Here is a 22644-nt window from a genome sequence, read left to right as displayed (position 1 = left end):
ACGGTCGGATGGCGCTGTCCGACCACCTCCGCGAGCTGCGCGGCCGGCTGATGCGGGTCGCCCTCGTGATGACGCTCGCGTTCGTCGCGGCGCTCTTCTTCTACGACGCCATCCTCAAGGTGGTCACCGGTCCCTACCTGCACGCGCAGGAGGCGCTCGGCAGCGGCGTGACCGAGGCGGTGATCTCCGGGGCCGGGGGACCGTTCCTGCTCTACTTCAAGCTCTGCGGGCTCGCCGCCGTGGTGCTGACCAGCCCCTACTGGCTCTACCAGGTCTGGGCCTTCATCCTGCCCGGGCTGCACGCCCACGAGCGCCGCTGGTCGATGGTGTTCGTCTCGATCGCCGGCCCGCTGTTCATGATCGGCGTCGTCACCGGCTACCTCACGCTGCCCAAGGGGCTCGAGGTGCTGATCGGGTTCACCCCCGACAACTTCACCAACCTGGTGGAGTTCCAGGAGTACCTCTCCTTCTTCTCCCGCACCCTGTTGGTGTTCGGACTCGCCTTCGAGATCCCCGTCTTCATCGTGCTGCTCAACCTGGCGGGCGTGGTGACCGGGAAGTGGCTGGGTGAGCACCGGTCGTGGATCATCCTGGGCGTCTTCATCTTCGCCGCGATCGTGACGCCGTCCACGGACCCGTTCACGATGTGCTTCATGGCGGTCCCGATGGTGCTGCTCTTCTTCATCAGCGAGGTCATCGCCCGCGGCAACGACCGCCGGCGGGCGCGCGCCCGCGAGGACTTCCTCGAGGGCGGTGCCAGCCGCACGTGAGCACGATCCTCGATCTCGACCCGTTCGACCTGCCCGGCTGGCTGGGGGAGGGCGAGGTGGTCTGGGAGCCCGAGACGAGCATTGCCGGGGGCTCGCTGGTCCGGGGCCGGCTCACCGACGGCGACCGCTCGGTGCCCTGCGACCTGCTGGCCGTCGACGAGGCCTACCCCTCGCCCGTCGCCGGAGACGGCGTACGCCGGCAGAGCCACCAGGCCTGGCGGCACGGCCAGGTCCACCTGGTCGAGCACGACGGCCGGCCGACCCTCGCCGTGCCCGGGAGAGACTTCACCGCCGACGCCGTGCTGGAGGCCGTCGGACGACTGGCCAAGGCGGTCGGCGCGGAGACCGAGCGCTACTCCGTGCTGCTCCGCCTCGGGGAGTCCCGCGGCGGCTAGTCTCGCCTCGTGTCGTCCTCGCGCGAGATCGCGCTGCTCACCAACCCGACCGCCGGCAAGGGCCGCGCGGTCGGGGCGCGTGAGGCCGCCCTGCCCCGCCTGCGCGCCGCCGGTTTCAGCGTGCGCAACCTCACCGGCCGCGACGCCGCAGAGGCGCTCGACCTCGCGCACCGGTGCGTGGCCGACGGCGTGGAGGCGCTGGTGGTCGTCGGAGGCGACGGCATGTGCCATCTCGGGGTGCAGGCCGTGGCGGGCACCGCCACGCGGCTGGGGTCATCCCCGCCGGCACCGGCAACGACGTCGCCCGCTACCTCGACATCCCGCGCCGTGACCCGGCTGCGGCCGCCGACCGGGTGATCGCCGGCCACGCCCGCACCATCGACCTGGCCCGCTCGGGCGACCGCTACTTCGTCACCGTGCTGGCCGCCGGCTTCGACGCCATCGTCAACGAGCGCGCCAACCGGATGACCTGGCCCAAAGGTCAGATGCGCTACAACCTGGCCACCCTCGCCGAGCTGCGCACCTTCCGCCCCTTGGCCTACACCCTGGACCTCGACGGCGAGACCCGCCACCTCGACGCGATGCTGGTCGCCGTCGGCAACGGGCCGTCGTTCGGCGGTGGGCTGCGGATCACCGAGGGCGCCGTGCTCGACGACGGGCTGCTCGACGTCGTGGTGATCAAGCCGATGAGCAAGGCCGGGCTGGTGACGACCTATCCCAAGCTGTTCAAGGGCACCCATGTGACGCACCCGCAGTACGAACACCACCGCGTCCGGCGGATCACGCTGGCCGCCGCCGGCATCGTGTCCTACGCCGATGGTGAGCGGTTCGGTGCGCTCCCTCTCACGGTGGAGTGCGTGCCCGGCGCGCTCACGGTCCTCGCATGAGCGACCACACCCAGCAGCCGGCCTCCCCGGCCGAGGGCTATGCCCGGATGCGGGCCGCCCAGGCCCATCCCGTGCTGCACGAGTTCACCGGCCGCTACACCTTCCCCCTCGACGACTTCCAGCTGCGCGCGTGCCGGGAGATCGAGGAGGGGCGCGGCGTGCTGGTCGCCGCCCCCACCGGGTCGGGCAAGACCGTCGTCGGGGAGTTCGCGGTGCACCTGGCGCTCGCGACCGGTCGCAAGTGCTTCTACACCACGCCGATCAAGGCACTGTCGAACCAGAAGTACCACGACCTGGTCGCGGCCTACGGCGCCGACAGGGTCGGCCTGCTCACCGGCGACAACACCGTCAACGGCGAGGCGCCGGTGGTCGTGATGACCACCGAGGTGCTGCGCAACATGCTCTACGCCGGGTCGCGCACGCTGCTGGGGCTCGGTTTCGTGGTGATGGACGAGGTGCACTACCTCGCCGACCGGATGCGTGGCGCGGTGTGGGAGGAGGTGATCATCCACCTCCCCGAGTCCGTGAGCGTGATCTCCCTGTCCGCCACGGTCAGCAACGCCGAGGAGTTCGGCGAGTGGCTGGAGACGGTGCGCGGTGAGACGACCACCATCGTCGAGGAGCGCCGGCCGGTCCCGCTGTTCCAGCACGTGATGGTGGGCCGCCGGATCTACGACCTGTTCGCCTCCTCCGACGTGGACGCCTCGGCCGGCTTCGTGCGCGAGGGGGCGCCCGTCAACGACCAGCTGCTGCGGGTGGCTCGCGACGACTGGGCCAGCAGCCGGCTGATGCGCGACCGGCGGTCGCCGCGCAAGGGCCGGCCGGGCTCGTCGAAGAACCCCCGCAACGTCGGCAACGGCCGGCGGGTCTGGATCCCGAGCCGGGTCGACGTGCTGGAGCGACTCGAACGCGAGGGCCTGCTGCCGGCGATCGTCTTCATCTTCAGCCGCGCCGGCTGCGACGCGGCGGTCAAGCAGTGTCTCGACGCCCACGTCCGGCTCACCACCCCGGCCGAACGCGACGAGATCTTCGCCTTCGGCGAGAGCGAGTGTCGCCACCTCGGCGACGAGGACCTCGGCGTGCTCGGCTATCACGACTTCCTCGACGGCCTCACCCGAGGTGTGGCGGCCCATCACGCCGGGCTGCTGCCGGCCTTCAAGCAGGTGGTCGAGCAGCTGTTCGTGCGCGGCCTCGTCAAGGTCGTCTTCGCCACCGAGACCCTGGCGCTCGGCATCAACATGCCCGCGCGGACGGTCGTGCTGGAGAAGCTCACCAAGTTCAACGGCGAGACCCACGCCGACATCACGGCGGGGGAGTACACCCAGCTGACCGGCCGGGCCGGTCGACGCGGGCTGGACGTCGAGGGCCACGCGGTGGTGCTCTGGCAGCCGGGCATGGACCCGCGCGAGCTGGCCGGGCTGGCCTCGACCCGCACCTACCCGCTCCGCTCGTCGTTCCGGCCGTCGTACAACATGGCGGTCAACCTGGTCCACCAGTTCGGTCGGGCGCGCGCCCGCGAGCTGCTGGAGATGTCCTTCGCGCAGTTCCAGGCCGACAAGGCCGTGGTCGGGCTGGCCCGCCAGCTGCGCAAGGCGCAGGAGGCTCTGGACGGCTACGCCGACGCCGCCGCGTGCGACCGCGGCGACTTCATGGAGTACGCCGGCCTGCGCCGACGGATCTCCGAGGTCGAGAAGGGCGCCGCCAAGGCCCGCAGGGCCGACGTGCGCGACGAGGTGCGCGCGTCGCTGGAGGCACTGCGCCCCGGCGATGTGATCCATGTCCCGTCGGGTCGGTTCGCGGGCTGGGCGGTGGTGATCGACCCGGGCCTCGCCGGCCACGAGCCCCGCCCCTACCTGCTGACCGAGGAGCGACAGGCCCGTCGGCTGGCACTTCCGGACTTCAGCCAGCCGGTCCGGTCCCAGGTCAGGATCAGGATCCCCAAGAGCTTCAACGGTCGCAACCCGCAGGCGCGCCGCGACCTGGCCTCGGCGCTGCGGGAACGGACCCGCCACCTCGACCCTCCCGAGGTCGGGCGGCGGCGCCGCGGCGGGTCTCGGCCCGAGGGCGAGGTCGAGCGTCAGGTCGCTGAGCTGCGGGCCGCCCTGAAGGCGCACCCCTGCCACGACTGTCCCGACCGCGAGGACCACGCGCGCTGGGCCGACCGGTGGTTCAAGCTGTCCCGTGACGCCGCCACGCTCGAGCGGCGCGTCGAGCAGCGGACCAACACGGTGGCTCGGACCTTCGACCGGGTGTGTCAGGTGCTCCAGGGACTGGGCTACCTCACCGACGACGGTGAGCGGGTGACCGACCGTGGCCGCCACCTGATGCGGATCTACTCCGACATGGACCTGGTGGCGGCGGAGTCGATCCGCCACGACCTGTGGCAGGGGCTCGACCCCGCCGAGCTGGCCGCCGTGCTGTCCGTGCTGGTCTTCGAGGCGCGGCGCACCGACGACGCCAGTCCCCGCTGGCCCGGCGGCCGTGCGAGGCCGGTGACCGAGCAGATGGTGCGACTGTGGCGGGACCTTGCGGACGTCGAGCGCGAGCACCGGCTCGACTTCCTCCGCGAGCCCGACGCCGGGTTCGCGTGGGCGGCCTGGCGCTGGGCCCTGGGCGACGACCTCGACGACGTGCTGGTCGGCACCGACCTGGCTGCCGGTGACTTCGTCCGCTGGGTCAAGCAGCTCGTCGACCTCGCCGGTCAGGTCGCCGACGCCGCCGGTGACACCCCGCTGCGACGCACCGCGCGAGACACCGTCGCCGCGCTGCGCCGGGGCGTGGTGGCCTACTCCTCGCTGGACTGACGCTCGGCCATCGCGGTCACCACACGGGCCAGCGGCGAGTCGAGTCCCCAGCGGGCGCTCAGCTCGACGATCCGGGCGTGGTCGGGCGGCGACAGCGGCAGGCTGGCGTCGAACGTGCCGAGGTCGAGGTCACGCGCGACGGCGACCACCTCGGGCGCCACCGCGAGGTAGTCACGAGCGGCCTTGATCTTGCCTCGCGGACCGGGCCCGAGGTCGGAGTCGGGGTCGTCGACGGCGGCCAGGATGCCGTCGAGGTCGTCGAAGCGCTGGAGCAGGGTGGCCGCGGTCTTCTCGCCCACGCCCGCGACCCCCGGCAGCCCGTCGGAGGCGTCACCGCGCAGCGTCGCGAAGTCGGCGTACTGGCGCGGCTCGACGGCGTACTTCTCCCGCACGACGGCCTCGGTGACCCGCTCGTGCCGCCCGACGCCGCGGGCGATGTAGAGCACCCGCACGCCCGCGGCGTCGTCGACCAGCTGGAACAGGTCCCGGTCGCCGGTGACCACGTCGACCGGCATGGACGCGCCGGTGGCCAGGGTGCCGATCACGTCGTCGGCCTCGTAGCCGTCGGCGCCGACCACGGCGATGTCGAGCGCGTCGAGCACCTCGAGGATGATCGGGATCTGCGTCTCCAGCGGGTCGGGCACCTCCTCGATGTCCGGCGCCCCGGCTCCGGTGACGGCCTCGACCCGATGCGCCTTGTACGACGGCACCAGGTCGACCCGCCACTGCGGACGCCAGTCGTTGTCCCAGGCACAGACCAGATGGGTCGGCTGGTACTCCCCGACGAGCCGGGCGATGAAGTCGACCAGACCGCGCACCGCGTTGACCGGGGTGCCGTCGGGTGCACGGAAGCTGTCAGGGACGCCGTAGAAGGCCCGGAAGTACATCGAGGCGGTGTCGAGCACCATCAGCCGCTGCGAGGTCACGCCGGTCATCCTCGCACGATGAAACATCCTGTCCGTGACGGCGGTCACGCACTAGGGTGCAGTCGTGGAAGAGACCGACCGCAAGATCCTCACGCTGCTCGCGGCCGACGGGCGGATGTCCTTCACCGACCTCGGCAAGGCCACCGGCCTGTCCACGTCGGCCGTCCACCAGCGGGTCAAGCGGCTCGAGAAGCGCGGCCTGATCAAGGGCTACGGCGCCACGATCGACCACGACCAGATCGGCCTGCCGTTGACGGCGTTCGTGTCGATCACCCCGATCGACCCGTCCGAGCCCGACGACTACCCCCAGCGGCTGGCCGACATCGTCGAGATCGAGTCGTGCTGGTCGGTGGCGGGGGAGGAGTCCTACATCCTCAAGGTGCGGGTCGCGACCCCGGCGTCGCTGGAGGACCTGCTCGCTCGCATCCGTTCGGTCGCCAACGTCTCGACGCGGACCACCATCGTGCTGTCGACGCCCTACGAGAGTCGCCCCGTCACCGGCTGAGCGTCTCGCGCGCGACCAGCCACGGCGGCATCGCCAGCAGCGTCACCGCACCGGTGACGACGAAGGCCAGCGGATAGGACCCGTGGTCGACCAGGAGCCCGGCCAGCACCGGACCGACGATGGCTCCGGCATCCTGCGCCATGGAGTACGCCGCCAGGGCGGGGCCGCCCGAGCGCTCCCGCCCCACGACGTCGGCCATCGCCGCCTGCTGGGCGGGGTTGAGCGTGCCGGCCCCGGCGCCCGCCACCACCGAGAGCGCCAGCAGCACCCCCAGCCCCGACGCCCACCCGGTGAGCGCCGTGGCCACCCCGCTCACTGCCAGACCGAGGAGCACGAAGGGACGCCGGCCCCATCGGTCCGTCAGCCGTCCGGCGGCGGTCAGTCCGGTCGCGTTGCCCGCGGCGAAGACGGCCAGCGCCGTGCCGGCCACCCAGGGCTCGTCGCTGACCACGGAGGCGGCGAACAGGGGGAGGATCGCGTTGCGGACGCCGAAGTTCGACCAGCCGTTGGCGAAGGCGGACGCGAGCCCCGCCCGATAGGCGCTGTCGTGCAGCGCCTCCCGCGCCGTGAGCGGCGGCAGCACGGACCCGTCGTCGGCGTCCGGTCGGCCGGCCGCCGGGATGAAGGTCGCCACCACGACGGCGGCGAGCAGGAGCATGGCGGCGTAGACCAGGAACGGCACCCGGAGGCCGAAGCCGCCCAGCAGACCGCCCAGCACCGGCCCGAGGATCGCCCCGACCAGGAACGTGGACGCCCACGCCGCCGACACCCGGCCGCGGATCGCCGGCGGTGCGAGTCGCACGATCATCGCCAGCGCCGACACGGTGAACATCGTCGAGCCGACCCCGCCGAGGCCGCGGAAGACCAGCAGCTGGGTGTAGCTCTGGGCGAACCCGGTCGCGGCGGTCGACCCCGAGACCAGCAGCAGGCCGGTCAGATAGACCGGCCGCTCGCCCAGCCGGGCCACCAGCCGACCGCCTGCCGGTGCCGCAACCAGCCGGAAGAACGCGAACGCGCTGACCACGACGGACGCCGCCGTGGCGCCCACGCCGAAGCTCCGCGCGAACTGCGGCAGCACCGGCACGATCAGCCCGAACCCGACCGCGACCAGGAAGCTGGACGCGATCAGGATCCAGATGTCGCGCGGGATCCGCTCACGGGGCGTGCTCATCGCCCCGCAGTCTGCCGGGTGATCCTCAGTGCGCCTGGAGGGCGGCCATCCGGCGGGACGCCTCGGCGACCTCGGCGGCCTTCAGCGCGGACTCGTCCAGCCGCCCGTGCTGCTCCCACCACGCCTGGCCCTCGGCGGGCAGCGTGTGGATCGGGTCGTAGTACTCGTAGGCCCGGGTGAGCGCCTCGGGGTCCTCGGACTCGATCGAGGTGCGGTAGTTCTTGGTCCAGTAGGAGATGCCGCGCTCGGTGTCGTAGGCCGTCAGCTGGTGCACCCAGCGCTTGCCGACGAACGGCACGTCGCAGACGATCCGAGGGGTCGCGAACCCGGGCAGGTAGCCCATGATCTGGTGCTGCAGCCGCTGCGCCTCGGCGACCGAGACCCGCCAGTGCTCCGAGAACGGGATCATGTCGCACATGTAGAAGTAATAGGGCATGATCTGCGCGCCGTCGAGGAGCGCGAAGCACAGGTCGAGCAGGTCGTGCTCGTCGGCGTTGACGCCGTCCATCAGCACGCCCTGGTTGCGCACGTCGCGGACGCCGGCTTCGAGCATCGCCCGGGTCGCGTCGGCGACAAGGGGGGTCACGGAGTTGGCGTGGTTGACGTGGGTGTGGATCGCCAGCGAGACGCCGCGGGATCGGGCCAGCGTGGCGACCCGGCCCATGCCCTCGACGACGTCGTCCTGCAGCCAGTGCTGCGGGAGCGCCATCAGCGCCTTGGTGGCGAGGCGCACGTCGCGGATGTTCTCGATCTCCAGCAGCTCGGTGAGGAACGCCTCCAGGCGCGCCCACGGCATGTTGGCCACATCTCCGCCGGAGACCACGACGTCGCGGACCTGGGGGGTACGACGCAGGTAGTCGAGCATGTCGCCGAGCCGGTCGTTCGGCTTCCCGACGAACTTGAGCTTGTCGATGACCGCGGTGGAGTTGCCGACCAGGTCCATCCGCGTGCAGTGCCCGCAGTACTGCGGGCAGGTGGGCAGCAGCTCCGCGAGCACCTTGGTGGGGTAGCGGTGGGTGAGCCCCTCGGCGACCCACATGTCGTGCTCGTGCAGCGAGTCACGGGTGGCGTGCGGGTGGCTGGGCCAGTCGGTGCGTCGGTCGGAGAACACCGGGATCATGTAGCGCCGCACCGGGTCGGCGTAGAACGCCTCGGTCAGCGAGCCGGTACCCGCGGGGTCCACGGCCGGCGCCATGGTTTTCATCATCTGGGGCGGCACCAGCATCGACATGGTGGCCCGCTCGGCCTGGTCCTTCTCGAGGTCGGCATAGAACCGGTCGTCGAGGAGGTCGCCCATCAGCTCGCGCAGCTGCTTGACGTTCTTCACGCAGTGGGACCGCTGCCACTGCGCCGAGGCCCACTCCTCGGCCGTGACGTCGCGCCAGCCCGGGAATCGGGTCCAGTCGGGCTCGACGAGCTCCACGCGGTGGTAGGCGTAGGGCTGCCCGTCGGGAGCCTCGGTGCCGGCCGCGGACAGGGTCAGACCGGGGGTCGCTCGGGGGCTCTCGGGGGCGCTCTCAGCGGCGACGTCGACGCTCATCGGACCTCCTGGTCGCGTGGGGGCTGGCGGGCAGGGTCGTTCGGTTGTGTCCGAACGACCCTGCATGACAGAGTAGGCGTAGAACATCCGGCAAGTCCAATACATCGGGAAAGGATTTGCTGTGGATAGCCGTGATCAAGGGAGGATGGGTGTGACGCAGACCACGGGAGACCCGACCGGGCTGCACCGGGTCCTGGACCGACCGCTGGTGCTGCCGCAGGCCGCCCAGCGACTCGACACCCGTCGTGACCTCTGGCCCGACGAGGTTCGGATCCGGGTGGAGAAGCTCAACCTCGACGCCGCGTCGTACCGCCAGCTCGAGGGCACCCACACCGCGGCCGACGGCTCCGTCGACGGAGCCGCGGTGCGCCGTGCCGTGCTCGACATCGTGGCCGGTCGCGGCAAGATGCAGAACCCGGTCACCGGGTCCGGCGGCATGCTCATCGGCACCGTCGAGGAGGTCGGCCCGGCCTCGCCCCTGGGTCTCGCCGTCGGCGACCGGGTGGCCACGCTGGTCTCGCTCACGCTCACTCCGCTGGTCATCGAGGACGGCCTCGAGCAGTGGGACGGGATGGGGGAGCAGGTCCCCTGCGACGGGTACGCCGTCCTCTTCGGGCGGTCGATCGCCGCGGTGCTGCCCGACGACCTCGACCCCGACCTCGCGCTGTCCGTCATGGACGTGTGCGGCGCCCCGGCGCTCACGGCGCGCGTGGTGTCGCGCTACGCGGCCGAGCATCCCGGTGACGTCACCGTCGCGGTGGTCGGTGGCGCCGGCAAGTCCGGCTCGCTGAGCCTGGCCGCCGCCCGTGCGGCCGGCGCCACCCGGACCATCGGGGTCGTCCCGCACGGGGACGAGGCCACGCTGCTGACCGACGCGGGGCTCGCGGACACCGTGGTGGTGGCCGACGCGCGCGACCCGATCGCGCTCCGCGACGCGGTGCTCGACGCGGGCGGACCGGCCGACCTGACGGTGGTGTGCGTCGACGTGCCCGGCTGCGAGGGGGGCGCGATCCTCGCGACCGCCGAGGGGGGCACCGTCATCTTCTTCTCGATGGCCACCTCGTTCGCCGGTGCCGCGCTGGGGGCGGAGGGGCTGGCCGCCGACGTCACGATGCTCGTGGGCAACGGCTATGTCCCCGGACACGCGGCCTACGCACTCGACCTGCTGCGCACCACGCCCGGCGTACGCTCGCTGTTCGAACGGCGGCTGGCCGCGGCCGCCGGGGCGGCCGAGGAGGCACGATGAGCAAGTCCCGCGGTCGTCTCGACCTCGACCCGGCCCAGATCCGGCTCGCCCGGCAGCTCGCTCGCAAGGTGGGCAAGCCCATCGTCAAGGTCGCCAAGCAGCACACCACCGTCTCCGTCGAGCGTGCCACGCTGCGGCTGGCCGGGCTGTCCGGCGCCGACGTCGACGGCATCCCGTGGGTCAACCGGCTCGCCGACTGCGTGCGCGCCGACGTCGGCCTCGAGCACGGCGTCGCCCTGCCCGTCTGGGATGCCCTCAGGCGCGGTGAGGCGGCCACGCTCCACGAGCTCGCCCAGAAGGCGGCCGCCGGGTCGGTCCGCTTCGAGCGGCCCGCGGGGCGCGAGGAGCCCCGCGCCCGCTCGGCGGCACGGCGCGCCGGGCACGCCGGGATCAAGCGGGTCGACGTCCGGCGCCGCGAGCGCGAGCGGATGATCGCCCGGGTCGGCGACGCCCCGCGCAAGCCCTGGATCTACCTCATCGTGGCCACCGGCGACATCCACGAGGACATCCCCCAGGCCCAGGCGGCGGCCCGCGAGGGCGCCGACGTGATCGCGGTGATCCGCTCGACCGGGCAGTCGCTCCTCGACTACGTCCCCGAGGGTGCGACCCGCGAGGGGTTCGCGGGCACCTACGCCACCCAGGAGAACTTCCGGTTGATGCGGGCCGCCCTCGACGAGACCTCCAGGGAGCTCGGGCGCTACGTCCGGCTGACCAACTACGCCTCGGGGCTCTGCATGCCCGAGATGGCCGTGATGGCGGGCCTGGAGCGTCTCGACATGATGCTCAACGACTCCATGTACGGCATCCTCTTCCGCGACATCAACCCGATCCGCACGTTCGTCGACCAGCGCTTCAGCCGCCAGGTCCACGCCCGCGCCGGGATCATCATCAACACCGGTGAGGACAACTACCTCACCACCGCCGATGCGGTCGAGGCCGCGCACACGGTGACCACCAGCCAGCTCCTCAACGAGTACTTCGCCAAGGAGGCCGGCCTGGAGGACTGGCAGCTGGGCCTCGGGCATGCGTTCGAGATCGACCCCGACGTGCCCGACTCGTTCCGGCTCGAGCTCGCCCACGCGATGCTGGCGCGCGACCTCTTCCCGAAGGCCCCGCTCAAGTGGATGCCGCCCACGCGGCACATGACCGGCGACGTGTTCCGGGGCTACCTCCTCGACGGGTTCTTCAACCTGGTGGGTGCGCTGACCGGACAGGGGATCCTGCTGGTCGGGATGATGACCGAGGCCGTGGTGACCCCGTGGCTGTCCGACCGCGACCTGGCGCTGCAGAACGTCCGCTACGTCATGAACGCCGCCGGCAACCTCCACGAGGACTTCCGCCCGGCCAAGGACGGCTTCATCGAGCGGCGTGCCCGCGAGGTGCTCGGGGAGACGATCGAGCTGCTCGAGGACATCGCCCTCGACTCCGACGACGCCGGCCACGCGCCGCTGCTCGCGGCCATCGCCGACGGCACCTTCGGCCTGATGAAGCGCCCGGCCGATGCCGGCAAGGGGCTCGACGGGGTGGCCGCCAAGTCGCCGGCGTACTACAACCCGGCCACCGAGATCCTCGAGGGGGAGTGATGGCTGCCGAGCAGAAGACCGCCAAGGGCACCGGCCACCTGGTCCGGCCCTACGGCGACACGACCGGCGACGGCATGGTGCAGCTGTCGTTCACCCTCCCGATCGCGCACTCCAAGGCCGCCGAGGGCGCGGCCGCGCAGCTGGCCCACAAGATGGGCATGGACCCGGCCCTGGTCGTGCACAGCAAGCCGATGGGCGACGGGTTCACCTTCTTCGTCGTCTACGGACGGGTCAACCACCTGGTCGACCTGTCCCAGGTCGAGGTCGTCGAGCGCGACTACCCGCTGCTGACGCCCAAGGAGGTCAACGCCGCGGTGCGGCGGTCGCTGCGCCGCCGCCTGGTCGTGGTGGGCGGCTGCATCGGCACCGACGCCCACACCGTCGGCATCGACGCGATCCTCAACATCAAGGGGTTCGCGGGGGAGAAGGGCCTGGAGTACTACCGCGAGCTCAAGGTGGTCAACCTCGGCGCCCAGGTGTCGGTGCCCGACCTCGTCGCCCGGGCACAGGCGGAGGGTGCCGACGCGGTGCTGGTCTCGCAGGTCGTCACCCAGCGCGACGCCCACCTCCTCAACACCCGGGAGATGTCGGCGGCCTTCCGCGAGGCCTACCCTGCCGACCGTCGGCCGGTGCTGATCGTCGGCGGACCGCGTTTCGACGAGACGATGGCCGACGAGCTGGGCGTCGACCGCGTCTTCAGCCGCGGTACGACGCCCGCCGAGGTCGCCAGCTATCTCGTGCACCGGCTGGCCCCGGGCCCGGGGTCCAGCAAGCCCGTGGGAAGGATCGCCTGATGACCGCCACCGTCGGGACGCGCGTCGTCCACCGTCGCTACGTGCCCTACTCCCACGCCCACTACGCCGGCAACCTGGTCGACGGTGCCTACTCGCTGGGTCTCTTCGGCGACGTGGCCACGGAGATGTGCATCCTCACCGACGGTGACGAGGGCCTGTTCGCGTCGTACTCCGACGTGCAGTTCCGCGAGCCGGTGCGCGCGGGTGACGTCCTCGAGATCACCTGCGAGGTGACCCGGGTGGGCAGCCGGTCGAGGGAGCTCTCCTTCACCGTCTCGGTCGTCGCCCGCGGCGCGGCCACCGCCGACCGGCCCGGTGCCGCCTCCATGCTCACCGAGCCGCTGCTGGCCACCACCGCCGTCGGCACCGTCGTGGTGCCGCCGGCCTGACCCGTCTGCGACGCCTCACACCACCGTCTGCGACGCGTCGGCGCCCCGTCTGCGACGCCTCACCGGCGTGTCGTCGGCGACACGCCGTCCGGTGGGCGAACGGAGCGGAAATGCAGGGTGTCCGGTCGACCCCTCTGACCTGCGCGTTCTCGCGTTGCCGCTGGTCAGGGGCCGGTTGACAGCGGGGCGCGCGGGAGTAAAGGTAGCCCGGATTCGTCCATGCAGTGCGCGGTGGTGGCGCGGCGACGCGGTGGGTCGGAGTGGGGCAGGCGGCCAGTCGTCCTCGGTTCCGTCCACCCGCCAGACGCGCGCCCGCGAGGACGGTGGTGGAGGGAGCCTCGGCGCCGTAGACAACAGCCTCGGCGGCGGCAGCCGGTCGGTGCCGGGTTGGTCCGAAGTGCCCGGGTTCCCTCCGCCCCTGCGATCTCGGCGGGGCGCTGGCGGCGTTGGGTATTTTGGGCCGGTGACCGTCCCCGACCTGCTCGCGCCTCCGGTCGTCCACGACGACCGGTCCGCGCCGCCGGCCAGCCGGCGACGGAGGGTGGTCGGCCTCTCCGTGCGATCGGCGTTCGCCGCGGCGGCAGGCGCCGCCACGTCGCTGGCCTTCGAGCCCACCGCCTGGGTGTGGGTCGCTCCCCTCGGCGTCGCCGGCTTCGTGCTGGCCGTGCGCGGGGTGTCGCCACGGGCGGCGTGGCTGCCCGGTCTCGCGTTCGGGCTGGGCTACGAACTGCTGCTGCTCGGCTGGATGCGAGCCGTCGGACCCGACGCCTGGCTGGCGCTGGCCGGGCTGGAGGCGCTGTTCTTCGGCGTGCTGGGCTGGGCCACCGCGGTCCTCACCCGAGCCCGGCTCTGGCCGGTCTGGGTGGCCCTGGCCTGGGTGACCGCGGAGGTCTGGCGCGGCCAGTGGCCGTTCAGCGGGATGCCGTGGGGACGGCTCGCCTTCGCCACCGTGGACACCCCCATGGCCCAGGCGCTGCCCTGGGTGGGCGCCAACGGCGTCAGCCTGCTGCTGGCGCTGATCGGCACCGGCCTGGCCTGGCTGCTGACCGGCGGTTGGCGGCGACCGGTGCTGGCCGCCTCCGCGGCGGGTCTGGCCGTCGCCGCCGTCTGGCTGCCCGGCCTGGCGACCCCCAGCCTGCCCGGCGACGGGACGGCCACCGTGGCCGCCGTCCAGGGCAACGTGCCCGGCGACGGCTCCGACATCCTGCTCGACCACCGGCAGGTCACCCGCAACCACGTGGACGCCACGCTCGAGCTGGCCGAGGACGTCGCCGCCGGTCGCCGCCCGGCACCCGACTTCGTGGTCTGGCCGGAGAACTCCACGGCGGTCGACCCGTTCCGCGACGCGGAGATCAACCGAGAGCTCGACGAGGCCGCCGCCGCCATCGGCGTACCCGTGCTGGTCGGGGTGATCGCCGACGCGCCGCGCCCCGGTGACGTGCTCAACCAGGGCATCGTGTGGGACCCGCTGTCCGGGCCCGGCGACCGCTACACCAAGAAGCACCCGGTGCCGTTCGGCGAGTACATCCCCTGGCGCGACAAGGTGTTCAAGAGCAACTTCGGCCAGCTGGCGCTGGTCCAGCGCGACATGCTCTCGGGCACCCGCACCGATCCGTTGACCATCGCCGACGTGCCGATCGCCGACTCGATCTGCTTCGACGTCGCCTACGACGACGGCATCCGGGTCCAGCTGGAGAACGGTGCCCGCCTGCTCGTCGTGCAGACCAGCAACGCGACGTTCATCCACACCCACCAGATCGCCCAGCAATTCGCGATCACCCGGCTGCGAGCGATCGAGACGCAGCACAGCGTCGTGGTGGCCGCCACCAACGGCGTCACCGGGGTCATCGACGCGCAGGGTCGGGTCGTCGACAGTGCGGAGCCCCGCACGCAGGCGGTCCTCGTCGACACCGTCGACCTCGTGTCCGGGGTGACGCCCGGTGTCCGGTTCGGGCCCTGGGTCGGCCGCGGCGCCGTGGCCGCCACCCTGCTGGCCCTGATGCTCGTGCTGGCGCGGCCGAGGCGCTCCCAGGACCCGCAGGCGCCGCAGGCTCGTCTCGGCGGCGCGGCCCCCCAGGCGCCCCTCGTGAGTGGCGCGACCCAGCCCTTCGGACAGCAGGCCCCTCCGCCGGGGGGTGCCGGATGAGCGAGCCACACGACCTGGGCCGCATCGTCATGGTGGTCCCGACCTACAACGAGGCGGAGAACCTCGACTGGATCGTCGCGCGGCTTCGCGCCGCCCAGCCGGCCGTGGACGTGCTCGTCGTCGACGACGGCTCGCCCGACGGCACCGGGCAGATCGCCGACCGGCTGGCCGCGGCCGACTCCCACGTCTCGGTCGTGCATCGCACCGAGAAGGCCGGCCTCGGAGCGGCCTACCTGCACGGCTTCGGCGTCGCGCTCGACCGTGGCTACGACGTCGTCGGGGAGATGGACGCCGACGGCTCCCACCAGCCCGAGCAGCTGCACCTGCTGCTCGACGCCCTGCACGACGCCGACCTGGTGATCGGCTCGCGCTGGGTGCCCGGCGGCTCGGTGGTCAACTGGCCCCGGTCGCGCGAGCTGCTGAGCCGCGGCGGCAACCTCTACGTCCGGCTGCTCCTGGGCCTGCCCGTCCGCGACGCCACGGCCGGTTTCCGGGTCTTCCGTCGGACGGCGCTGGAAGCGGTCGACCTCGGGTCGGTGCGATCGGCCGGCTATGTCTTCCAGACCGACCTGACCCACCGGGTGCTGAGCGCCGGCCTGCGGGTGCGCGAGGTTCCGATCGAGTTCGTCGAGCGCGAGCGCGGCGACTCCAAGATGAGCCGTGCCGTCGCGACCGAGTCGCTGCGGCGGATCACCGCGTGGGGTCTGCGTGAGCGGCGCCGTCAGCTGTCCCGGATCTGGGGGAGGAACGACCGATGACCCGACGTCGCCGGCTGTCGCTGTGGCTGCTCTTCGTCGCCTTCGTGGTGCTGCCGCTGGTCGAGATCTACGTGCTCATCCAGGTGGGGCAGGTGATCGGGGCGTGGCCGACCGTCCTGGTGCTGGTCGCCGACAGCATGCTCGGCGCCTGGATCGTGCGCCATGAGGGGCGGCGCGCCTGGCAGGCCCTCAACGAGGCGCTCGCGAGCGGCAGGATGCCGGCCTCGGAGATCGCTGACGGGGCGCTCATCCTGGTCGGTGGGGCGCTGATGCTGACCCCCGGCTTCGTCACCGACATCCTGGGCGCCCTGGCCGTGCTGCCGTTCACCCGCCCGATCGCCCGCCGGCTGCTGGCGCAGGTCGTGTCGCGGAGGCTGCTGGTCGTCGGGATGACGTCGTACGACGCACGTCGCCCCGGACCTCCGGCGCCCGGTGAGGGGCCGGTGGTCCGGGGCGACGTGGTCGACTGACGACCCGTCCGCTTCGCGGGTACGTCGGCGGTCAGCCGGTGACGGTCAGGAGACCTTGCGCTTCTTGGCGTTGGCGCGGTGCAGGTGCGCCGGGCCGATCTCGCCGCCGCGCAGCAGCTCGAGGCGCTCCTTGAGGATGTCCTCGAGCTCCTTGACGCTGCGCCGCTCCAGGAGCATGTCCCAGTGCGTGCGGGCCGGCTTCTCGGCCTTGAACTCCGGCTTGATGCCGGTGGTGCTGAGGGCCTCGGCACCGCAGCGCGGGCACTCCCACACCGCCGGGACCTCCGCCTCCAGCGACATCGTGATCTCGAAGCCGTGCCCCTGGGGGCACTTGTAGCCGACCTGCTGGCGAGCCGCGAACTCGATGCCGCGCTCGTCCTCGAAGCTCTGGCCGCCAAGCCGGGCGCCGCGCAGTGTGCGCTCCGCCATGAGCCACCTCCCGTTGGTATTGATCCCCCGCTAACGGTGATGTGACGCTCGGGGTCGTCGTCCATGACGCGAAAAACGTCTAGACCTTTCAGATTTCTTCAACGGTCTCACACCGCCAAAGATTCCCGGGCCCGCGGACGGTGACTCAGACCACCTGGGGGAGCGGGTTGCCCGCCTCCTCGATGCCCTGACGCACGTTCACCCGGCTCAGGAAGGCCAGGCCGAGGACGAAGAGCAGCAGCAGGGCGAGCAGGGCCGGGCGGTAGGACCCGGTCACCTGGTGCACCACACCGAAGATCAGCGTGCCCACCCAGCTGGTCCCGCGCTCGGCGGCCTGGTAGAGCGAGAAGTACTCCGCCTCGCGACCCCGCGGGATGAGCTGGCTGAAGAACGACCGCGACAGGGCCTGGGTGCCGCCCAGCACGAAGCCGATGCCGACGGCCAGGGCCAGGAACAGCGGGAAGTTCCCCGCCGGGGTGAAGTAGCCCGCGATGACGACCAGGATCCAGATCATCAGACCGATCATGATGATCCGGTGGGCGCCCGTGCGCCGCGCGATCCGTCCGAAGACCAGCGCGCCCCCGATGCCGACGAACTGCACCACCAGGAACGCCGACAGCACCGTGGACTTCTCGAACCCGAGCTGGAACTCGCCGTAGACGGAGGCGGCGTAGATGACCGTCTGGATGCCGTCGTTGTAGAACAGGTAGCCCACCAGGAAGAGCATCGTCATCCGGTAGCCGCGCAGGTCCTTGAGCGTGGTCCAGAGCTGGCCGAAGGACTCGCGGACCAGGCCACCTGACTCGGGGACGACGTTGACCGGTGGCCGGTTCTTGACCCCCAGGTAGGGGATGAAGGTGAAGACCGCCCACCACACCCCCGCGGACAGCAGCGAGATGCGCACGGCGAGCTCGGTGTTGTCGCTCATCACCGTCAGCAGACCGAAGTTCGCGGCGAGCAGCAGGCCACCACCGAGGTAGCCCAGCGCCCAGCCGCGCGACGACACCGCATCGCGCTCGTCGGGCAGGGCGATCTCGCACAGGATCGCGTCGTAGATCACGAGGCTGGCACCCAGGAACAGGGTGGCGACCACCAGCAGCAGCGCGCCGAGCTGCCAGTTGGTGCCGGCCACGAAGAACATCGCCATCGCCGCGACCGCACCCGACCAGGCCGACCGCGACATCAGGGTGACCTTCCGCGGGCTGCGGTCGGCCGCCGCACCGACGACCGGCAGGATCAGCGCCGAGAGGATCGTCGAGAGCGTGACCAGGTAGAACACCAAGGACCCGGCCGAGACGGAGATCCCGAGCACGTGCAGGGGGGTCTCGCACTTGCGGTCGTCACTGCTCGAGAAGCCGCAGGCCGCGTTCTCGGCCACCGACGTCAGGTAGGGGCTGAACAGCACCGCGGCCGTCGTGGTCACGAAGGCCGAGTTGGCCCAGTCGTACCAGTACCACGCCTTCTGCTCCTTCTTCCGAGACTCCCAGAGCGGCTGGAGGTTGGCGATGCCGTCCGACGCTGGCTCCTCGGGTGGCTGCATCTGCGTCCCTTTCTGGGCGGTGGTGGCCGAGTGGCCCACCGGGGCGAAACGAGCCTCATCGGCGCGGAGGCGTGCTCAGTATGGCCGCCCCGGAGGCCGACGGCCATGGAGCGGCGTACCTGGTCGCGGGCGTGTCGCGTACCCGTCGTCGCGGCCCCACATGCGGCGCGTTGGGTCCGGCAGCCACGCGTCGGGGGAGTAGCGTCGAGCCATGGACTCCTTGACGTGCCCTCGCTGCGGAGCCGAGATGACCGAGCGGACCCTCGGGGACGCCCGGGTCAGCCGCTGCCCCGACGGCCACGGCGTCTTCCTCGAGCGGGCCGACCTCGGAGCCCTGGTGGAGGCCGAGACCGACTGGCACGAGCGGTCGGTGCACGACACCGCGCGGCTGCCGCGCATCACCAGCGACATGACGGCACCGCCGCTGCCGCCCAAGCCCCGCGGCTGGGTCGAGACGCTGTTCGACTGAGTCCGCCGGCCGTCAGCCGGTCAGCGTCATGAAGACGCTGTTCGGGTCGGGCAGGTAGTCGCCGAAGGGTCCGCACTCGACGAACCCGTGCCGGGCGTAGAGCCGGCGCGCCGGAGCGAAGAAGTCCTGGCTGCCGGTCTCCAGGCTGACCCGCGCATAGCCACGCCGGCGGCACTCCGCCACGACGTGGGCGAGGAGGGCTGCGGCCACCCCACGTCCGCGGGCCGCGGTGGCGGTCCGCATCGACTTGATCTCCCCATGCGTCGGTGAGAGCTCCCTGAGTGCTCCGCAGCCCACCAGCTGGCCGTGCTCCCGCGCCGTCCAGAAACTCACCCCCGCCGCGGCCAGCGCCCCCGCGTCGAGGGCATGGACGCTCTCCGGGGGGCTGGTCGCGCGCATCTCGGTCAGGTGCTCGTGCAGCAGGGCCAGGACGTCGGCCCGCCGCGGGTCGTCGAGACCGATCTCCACCGAGGGTGCCTCAGATGTCGCGGAAGGGCTCGATCTGGGCGCCGAGGAGGTTGAGGCGCTCCGCGAGGTCCTCGTAGCCGCGGTGGATGACGTAGGTCGAGCGCAGCACCGAGGTGCCCTTGGAGACCAGCATGGCCAGCAGGATGACCACGGCCGGCCGCAGCGCGGGCGGGCAGACGATCTCGGCACCCGACCAGTGGGTCGGCCCCTCGATCATCACCCGGTGGGGGTCGAGCAGCTTGACCTGGGCGCCGAGCTTGGTGAGCTCGGTGAGGTAGATGGCCCGGTTCTCGTAGACCCAGTCGTGCAGCAGCGTCTGCCCGTCGGCCACGGCGGCAATGACCGCGAAGAACGGCAGGTTGTCGATGTTGAGCCCCGGGAACGGCATCGGGTGGATCTTGTCGAGGGGGGCGTGCAGCTCCGAGGGGCGGGTCGTGAGGTCGACCAGCCGGGTCTGCCCGTTGCGGGCGAGGTACTCCTCGGAACGGGTGTACTCGAAGCCCATCTCCTCCAGCAGCGCCAGCTCGATCTCCAGGAACTCGATCGGCACCCGCGCGATGGTGATCGCCGACTTGGTCACGATCGCCGCGGCCAGCAGGGACATCGCCTCGATCGGGTCCTCGCTCGGGGCGTAGTCGACGTCGACGTCGATCGTCTCGAGGCCGGTCACGGTCAGCGTGGTGGTGCCGACGCCCTCGACCGCCACGCCGAGCTTCTGCAGGAAGAAGCACAGGTCCTGGACCATGTAGTTGGAGGAGGCGTTGCGGATCACCGTGGTGCCCGGGTGCAGCGCGGCCGCCATCAGGGCGTTCTCGGTGACGGTGTCACCGCGCTCGGTGAGCACGATGGGGCGGCTGGGCTCGATCGCCCGGTTGACGCTGGCGTGGTAGTTGCCCTCGGAGGCCTTGACCTCGAGACCGAAGGGACGCAGCGCCGCCATGTGCGGCTCGACGGTGCGGGTGCCGAGGTTGCACCCCCGGCGTAGGGCAGCTCGAAGGTGTCGGCGCGGTGCATCAGCGGGCCGAGGAACATGATCACCGAGCGGGTGCGCCGCGCCGCCTGCTCGTCGATGTGGTCGAGGTCGAGCTCGGGCGGCGGGACGATCTCCAGGTCGTTGTCGTCGTTGAGCCACCGCGTCTGGACGCCCAGCGACCCGAGCACCTCCAGCAGGCGGTTGACCTCCTCGATCCTGGCGACCTTGCGCAGCGTGGTCCGGCCCCGGTTGAGCAGCGAGGCGCACAGCAGCGCGACGCCGGCGTTCTTCGAGGTCTTCACATCGATGCTGCCGGAGAGCCGCGTCGGACCGGTGACCCGCAGGTGGGTCGGCCCGGCACCGAGCGCGACGATCTCGGAGTCGAGGGCCGCGCCGATCCGCGCCAGCATCTCGAGCGAGAGGTTCTGGTGGCCCTTCTCGATCCGGTTGATGGCGCTCTGGCTGGTGGCGAGGAGCTCGGCCAGCTGGGCCTGGGTCAGGCCCCGGTGCTTCCGGGCGTCGCGGATCAGGTTGCCGATCCGGTTCTTGTAGTCCTCCGTCATGCCGTCCACGGTATCTCAGATATGAGATAGCGCCCAGGCGCCGCCCGGATCCGGTCAGCGGCCGAAGTCCTGCACCCAGTACGGCGTCCCGTCGGCGTCGCGGGCCAGGCCGAGGCCGATCTTGCGGAACTTCCGGTTCAGGATGTTCTTGCGGTGTCCGGGGGAGTTCATCCAGGCCTTCATCACGGCCTTGGCCGTGGGCTGCCCGGCCGCGATGTTCTCTCCGACGGCGGTCAGCGACGGGCAGGTCTCCCAGACCTTGGTCAGGTCCTGATGGGCGAAGCTGCCGGTGGAGGCCATGTGCTTCGCCCACGGCTGGGCGACCTTCTTGGTCAGGCACACGGTGGCGCGCAGCGGCTTGCGACCGTGGGCCTTGCGCACCTTGTTGACGCGGCTGAGCAGGTTCTGGAGGGCCGGCTTGAGGGTGACCGTGCGGCTGGTGACCGAGGCCTGCCGCGGCGCCGGGGGAGCGGCGTCGGCGGGACCGGTGAGGACGCTCACCGGGAGCACCAGGGTCAGGGTGAGCGTGGCGACGAGCAGCGACAGCGAACGGGCCGAGAGCATGCCGCCAGGGTAGGCGGTCGTCGCGGGTCCCGTGGCCCGATCGCGGCAGCCTTGACTGTCGTGACTGTCGGTGTAGTATCGCGATATATCGCCAACCGATCGTCAGGAGAACACCATGGGGGGACCCTTCGGCTTCGGCCCACAGCACCACGACCAGGGCAACCCGTGGCGACACCACCCCCGCCCGGGGGACCGCGGCCCCTGGGGCCAGGGAGGGCGCGGCGCGCGCGGCACCGGCGGCCCGCCGCCGTGGGTGGCCGGGCTGTTCGGGCTCGCCCAGGGGATGCAGCAGCGGGGCCCCAAGGTCCGTCGCGGCGATGTCCGCGCCGCGGTCCTCGACGTGCTGCGCGAGGGGCCGCGCAACGGCTACCAGGTCATCCAGCAGATCGAGGAGCGCAGCGGAGGAGCGTGGCGCCCCAGCCCGGGGTCGGTCTATCCCACGGTCTCCCAGCTCGAGGACGAGGGCCTGGTCGCCGCCGACGCGGCCGAGGGCCGGCGTACCCTCCGGCTGACGGCCGACGGCGAGGCCTACGTGGCGGAGCACCCCGACGAGCTGGAGGCGGTGTGGACGCCGTTCGACACCCCCGAGGACGCCGACGACCCGGGCGACTACGCCAACCTGAAGCCGGAGATCGGCGCCCTGATGAACGCCGTGTGGCAGATCGTCAGCACCGGCACCGACCAGCAGCGACGCGAGGCGGTCCAGCTGCTCACCGAGACCCGCAGGCGCCTCTACGGCCTGCTGGCGGAGGGAGAGGCCGAATGACCGGGCAGCCCCGCCCCGACCAGCCCCGCCCCGACCAGACCCGGTTGCGTCTCAGCGACGCCGAGCGCGAGGAGGCCGCGCGGTTGCTCGGCGAGCACTTCGCGGCCGGCCGTCTCACGGCCGACGAGCACGCCGAGCGACTCGACGCTGCCTATGCCGCCCGGACCCGCGGCGAGCTGCCCGTGCTGTTCGCCGACCTGCCCGGCGGGTCGCCGTGGACCCCGCCCGCGCCGAGCGTGGCCTGGGCCGGGTCGGGCTCCCGACCGTGGCCCCAGCCGGGCGGCTGGACGCCGTCCCGGTCGCGTGCGGGGGGCGCCGGGGTCCCGACGGTCCTCAGGCTGCTCGCCGGCCTGCTGCTCCTGGTGCTGGTGCTGACACACCTGCCCTGGATCCTGCTGGGGCTGGCGGTCTTCCTGGTGGCGAGTCGGGCCATGGGCCGGCGCCGCGTCGCCTGTCGCGGGGCGACGCCCGCCTGGCACCGCTGAGCA

The 22644-nt window shown here is 71.9% G+C and carries 22 protein-coding genes and 2 pseudogenes; 16 read left to right on the top strand and 8 right to left on the bottom strand.

The features are described 5' to 3' along the window. The first annotated feature begins 8 nt into the window (after positions 1-8). The 5 genes and pseudogenes from tatC (at position 9) to R2740_RS07860 (ending at position 4856) form a co-directional block, all read left to right on the top strand. Positions 9-770 (top strand): twin-arginine translocase subunit TatC, encoded by a 762-nt coding sequence (gene tatC / locus R2740_RS07880; protein WP_371302137.1) that lies wholly within the window; start codon positions 9-11, stop codon positions 768-770. Next, positions 767-1165, top strand: a complete 399-nt coding sequence (locus R2740_RS07875) for a hypothetical protein (RefSeq protein ID WP_371302136.1) — start codon at positions 767-769, stop codon at positions 1163-1165. The genes tatC and R2740_RS07875 overlap by 4 nt, the downstream gene beginning before the upstream one ends. Positions 1166-1174: 9 nt before the next feature. Next, positions 1175-1497: pseudogene (locus R2740_RS07870) on the top strand (diacylglycerol kinase family protein); the annotation flags it as partial. Positions 1498-1518: 21 nt separating this feature from the next. After that, positions 1519-2052: a hypothetical protein gene (locus R2740_RS07865; protein ID WP_371302316.1), complete on the top strand. Its 534-nt coding sequence runs from the start codon at positions 1519-1521 to the stop codon at positions 2050-2052. After that, complete coding sequence (locus R2740_RS07860; RefSeq protein WP_371302135.1) at positions 2049-4856, top strand: DEAD/DEAH box helicase; 2808 nt, start codon at positions 2049-2051, stop codon at positions 4854-4856. Before R2740_RS07865 ends, R2740_RS07860 begins: the two co-directional genes overlap by 4 nt. On the opposite strand, the gene R2740_RS07855 is transcribed toward R2740_RS07860, so the two are convergent. Beyond that, a complete protein-coding gene (locus tag R2740_RS07855; protein WP_371302134.1) occupies positions 4838-5791 on the bottom strand; it encodes a 5'-3' exonuclease H3TH domain-containing protein in 954 nt (317 codons plus the stop codon). The genes R2740_RS07860 and R2740_RS07855 overlap by 19 nt on opposite strands. Positions 5792-5846: 55 nt before the next feature. On the opposite strand from R2740_RS07855, the gene R2740_RS07850 reads away from it, so the two are divergent. Further along, a complete protein-coding gene (locus tag R2740_RS07850) occupies positions 5847-6287 on the top strand; it encodes an Lrp/AsnC family transcriptional regulator (RefSeq protein ID WP_371302133.1) in 441 nt (146 codons plus the stop codon). Here the strand turns inward: R2740_RS07850 and R2740_RS07845 are convergent. Together R2740_RS07845 and R2740_RS07840 are read right to left on the bottom strand one after the other, a co-directional pair. After that, positions 6277-7458, bottom strand: a complete 1182-nt coding sequence (locus R2740_RS07845) for an MFS transporter (RefSeq protein WP_371302132.1) — start codon at positions 7456-7458, stop codon at positions 6277-6279. The two genes, R2740_RS07850 and R2740_RS07845, sit on opposite strands and share 11 nt — an antisense overlap. Before the next feature lie 25 nt (positions 7459-7483). Next, the gene (locus R2740_RS07840) at positions 7484-8998 is read right to left on the bottom strand and encodes a KamA family radical SAM protein (protein ID WP_371302131.1); all 1515 of its coding nucleotides are present in this window, start codon (positions 8996-8998) and stop codon (positions 7484-7486) included. Positions 8999-9149: 151 nt separating this feature from the next. Between R2740_RS07840 and R2740_RS07835 the strand changes: the two genes are divergently transcribed. From R2740_RS07835 to R2740_RS07805, 7 genes are all read left to right on the top strand, one after another. Beyond that, positions 9150-10244 (top strand): L-erythro-3,5-diaminohexanoate dehydrogenase, encoded by a 1095-nt coding sequence (locus tag R2740_RS07835; protein ID WP_371302130.1) that lies wholly within the window; start codon positions 9150-9152, stop codon positions 10242-10244. Then, positions 10241-11827: a lysine 5,6-aminomutase subunit alpha gene (locus R2740_RS07830; RefSeq protein WP_371302129.1), complete on the top strand. Its 1587-nt coding sequence runs from the start codon at positions 10241-10243 to the stop codon at positions 11825-11827. The genes R2740_RS07835 and R2740_RS07830 overlap by 4 nt, the downstream gene beginning before the upstream one ends. Then, positions 11827-12621 (top strand): OAM dimerization domain-containing protein, encoded by a 795-nt coding sequence (locus R2740_RS07825; protein WP_371302128.1) that lies wholly within the window; start codon positions 11827-11829, stop codon positions 12619-12621. The genes R2740_RS07830 and R2740_RS07825 overlap by 1 nt, the downstream gene beginning before the upstream one ends. Further along, entirely contained in the window at positions 12621-13010 is a 390-nt protein-coding gene (locus tag R2740_RS07820; RefSeq protein WP_371302127.1) for a hotdog domain-containing protein, read from the top strand. Before R2740_RS07825 ends, R2740_RS07820 begins: the two co-directional genes overlap by 1 nt. Positions 13011-13473: 463 nt before the next feature. Continuing rightward, on the top strand, positions 13474-15156 hold the full coding sequence (lnt, locus tag R2740_RS07815; RefSeq protein WP_371302126.1) for an apolipoprotein N-acyltransferase: 1683 nt from the start codon (positions 13474-13476) through the stop codon (positions 15154-15156). Beyond that, positions 15153-15914 carry a polyprenol monophosphomannose synthase gene (locus R2740_RS07810; RefSeq protein ID WP_371302125.1) on the top strand — a complete coding sequence of 254 codons (762 nt, stop codon included), beginning with the start codon at positions 15153-15155 and terminating at the stop codon, positions 15912-15914. Before lnt ends, R2740_RS07810 begins: the two co-directional genes overlap by 4 nt. After that, positions 15911-16384 carry an FxsA family protein gene (locus tag R2740_RS07805; protein WP_371302124.1) on the top strand — a complete coding sequence of 158 codons (474 nt, stop codon included), beginning with the start codon at positions 15911-15913 and terminating at the stop codon, positions 16382-16384. Before R2740_RS07810 ends, R2740_RS07805 begins: the two co-directional genes overlap by 4 nt. A gap of 45 nt (positions 16385-16429) precedes the next feature. Here R2740_RS07805 and R2740_RS07800 read toward each other — a convergent pair whose 3' ends face one another. Both R2740_RS07800 and R2740_RS07795 read right to left on the bottom strand, forming a co-directional pair. Continuing rightward, the gene (locus R2740_RS07800; protein ID WP_371302123.1) at positions 16430-16813 is read right to left on the bottom strand and encodes an RNA polymerase-binding protein RbpA; all 384 of its coding nucleotides are present in this window, start codon (positions 16811-16813) and stop codon (positions 16430-16432) included. A 145-nt stretch (positions 16814-16958) separates the two neighbouring features. Further along, positions 16959-18353, bottom strand: a complete 1395-nt coding sequence (locus tag R2740_RS07795; RefSeq protein ID WP_371302122.1) for an MFS transporter — start codon at positions 18351-18353, stop codon at positions 16959-16961. A gap of 211 nt (positions 18354-18564) precedes the next feature. Between R2740_RS07795 and R2740_RS07790 the strand changes: the two genes are divergently transcribed. Continuing rightward, positions 18565-18822 (top strand): zf-TFIIB domain-containing protein, encoded by a 258-nt coding sequence (locus R2740_RS07790; protein ID WP_371302121.1) that lies wholly within the window; start codon positions 18565-18567, stop codon positions 18820-18822. Between the two features lie 12 nt (positions 18823-18834). Here the strand turns inward: R2740_RS07790 and R2740_RS07785 are convergent, their stop codons facing one another. The 3 genes and pseudogenes from R2740_RS07785 to R2740_RS07775 form a co-directional block, all read right to left on the bottom strand. Further along, positions 18835-19290, bottom strand: coding sequence for a GNAT family N-acetyltransferase (locus tag R2740_RS07785; protein WP_371302120.1), 456 nt, complete (start codon positions 19288-19290; stop codon positions 18835-18837). Positions 19291-19300: 10 nt separating this feature from the next. Next, a pseudogene (locus R2740_RS07780) lies at positions 19301-20826 on the bottom strand (helix-turn-helix domain-containing protein). A 54-nt stretch (positions 20827-20880) separates the two neighbouring features. Next, on the bottom strand, positions 20881-21390 hold the full coding sequence (locus tag R2740_RS07775; protein WP_371302119.1) for a CAP domain-containing protein: 510 nt from the start codon (positions 21388-21390) through the stop codon (positions 20881-20883). Positions 21391-21505: 115 nt separating this feature from the next. On the opposite strand from R2740_RS07775, the gene R2740_RS07770 reads away from it, so the two are divergent. Both R2740_RS07770 and R2740_RS07765 read left to right on the top strand, forming a co-directional pair. Next, positions 21506-22156, top strand: coding sequence for a PadR family transcriptional regulator (locus R2740_RS07770; RefSeq protein WP_371302118.1), 651 nt, complete (start codon positions 21506-21508; stop codon positions 22154-22156). Beyond that, complete coding sequence (locus R2740_RS07765) at positions 22153-22641, top strand: DUF1707 domain-containing protein (RefSeq protein ID WP_371302117.1); 489 nt, start codon at positions 22153-22155, stop codon at positions 22639-22641. The genes R2740_RS07770 and R2740_RS07765 overlap by 4 nt, the downstream gene beginning before the upstream one ends. Positions 22642-22644 lie beyond the last annotated feature (3 nt).

The organism is Nocardioides sp., from assembly GCF_041393715.1.
GTDB lineage: Bacteria > Actinomycetota > Actinomycetes > Propionibacteriales > Nocardioidaceae > Nocardioides.
This window is presented reverse-complemented; position numbering and strand designations above follow the sequence as displayed.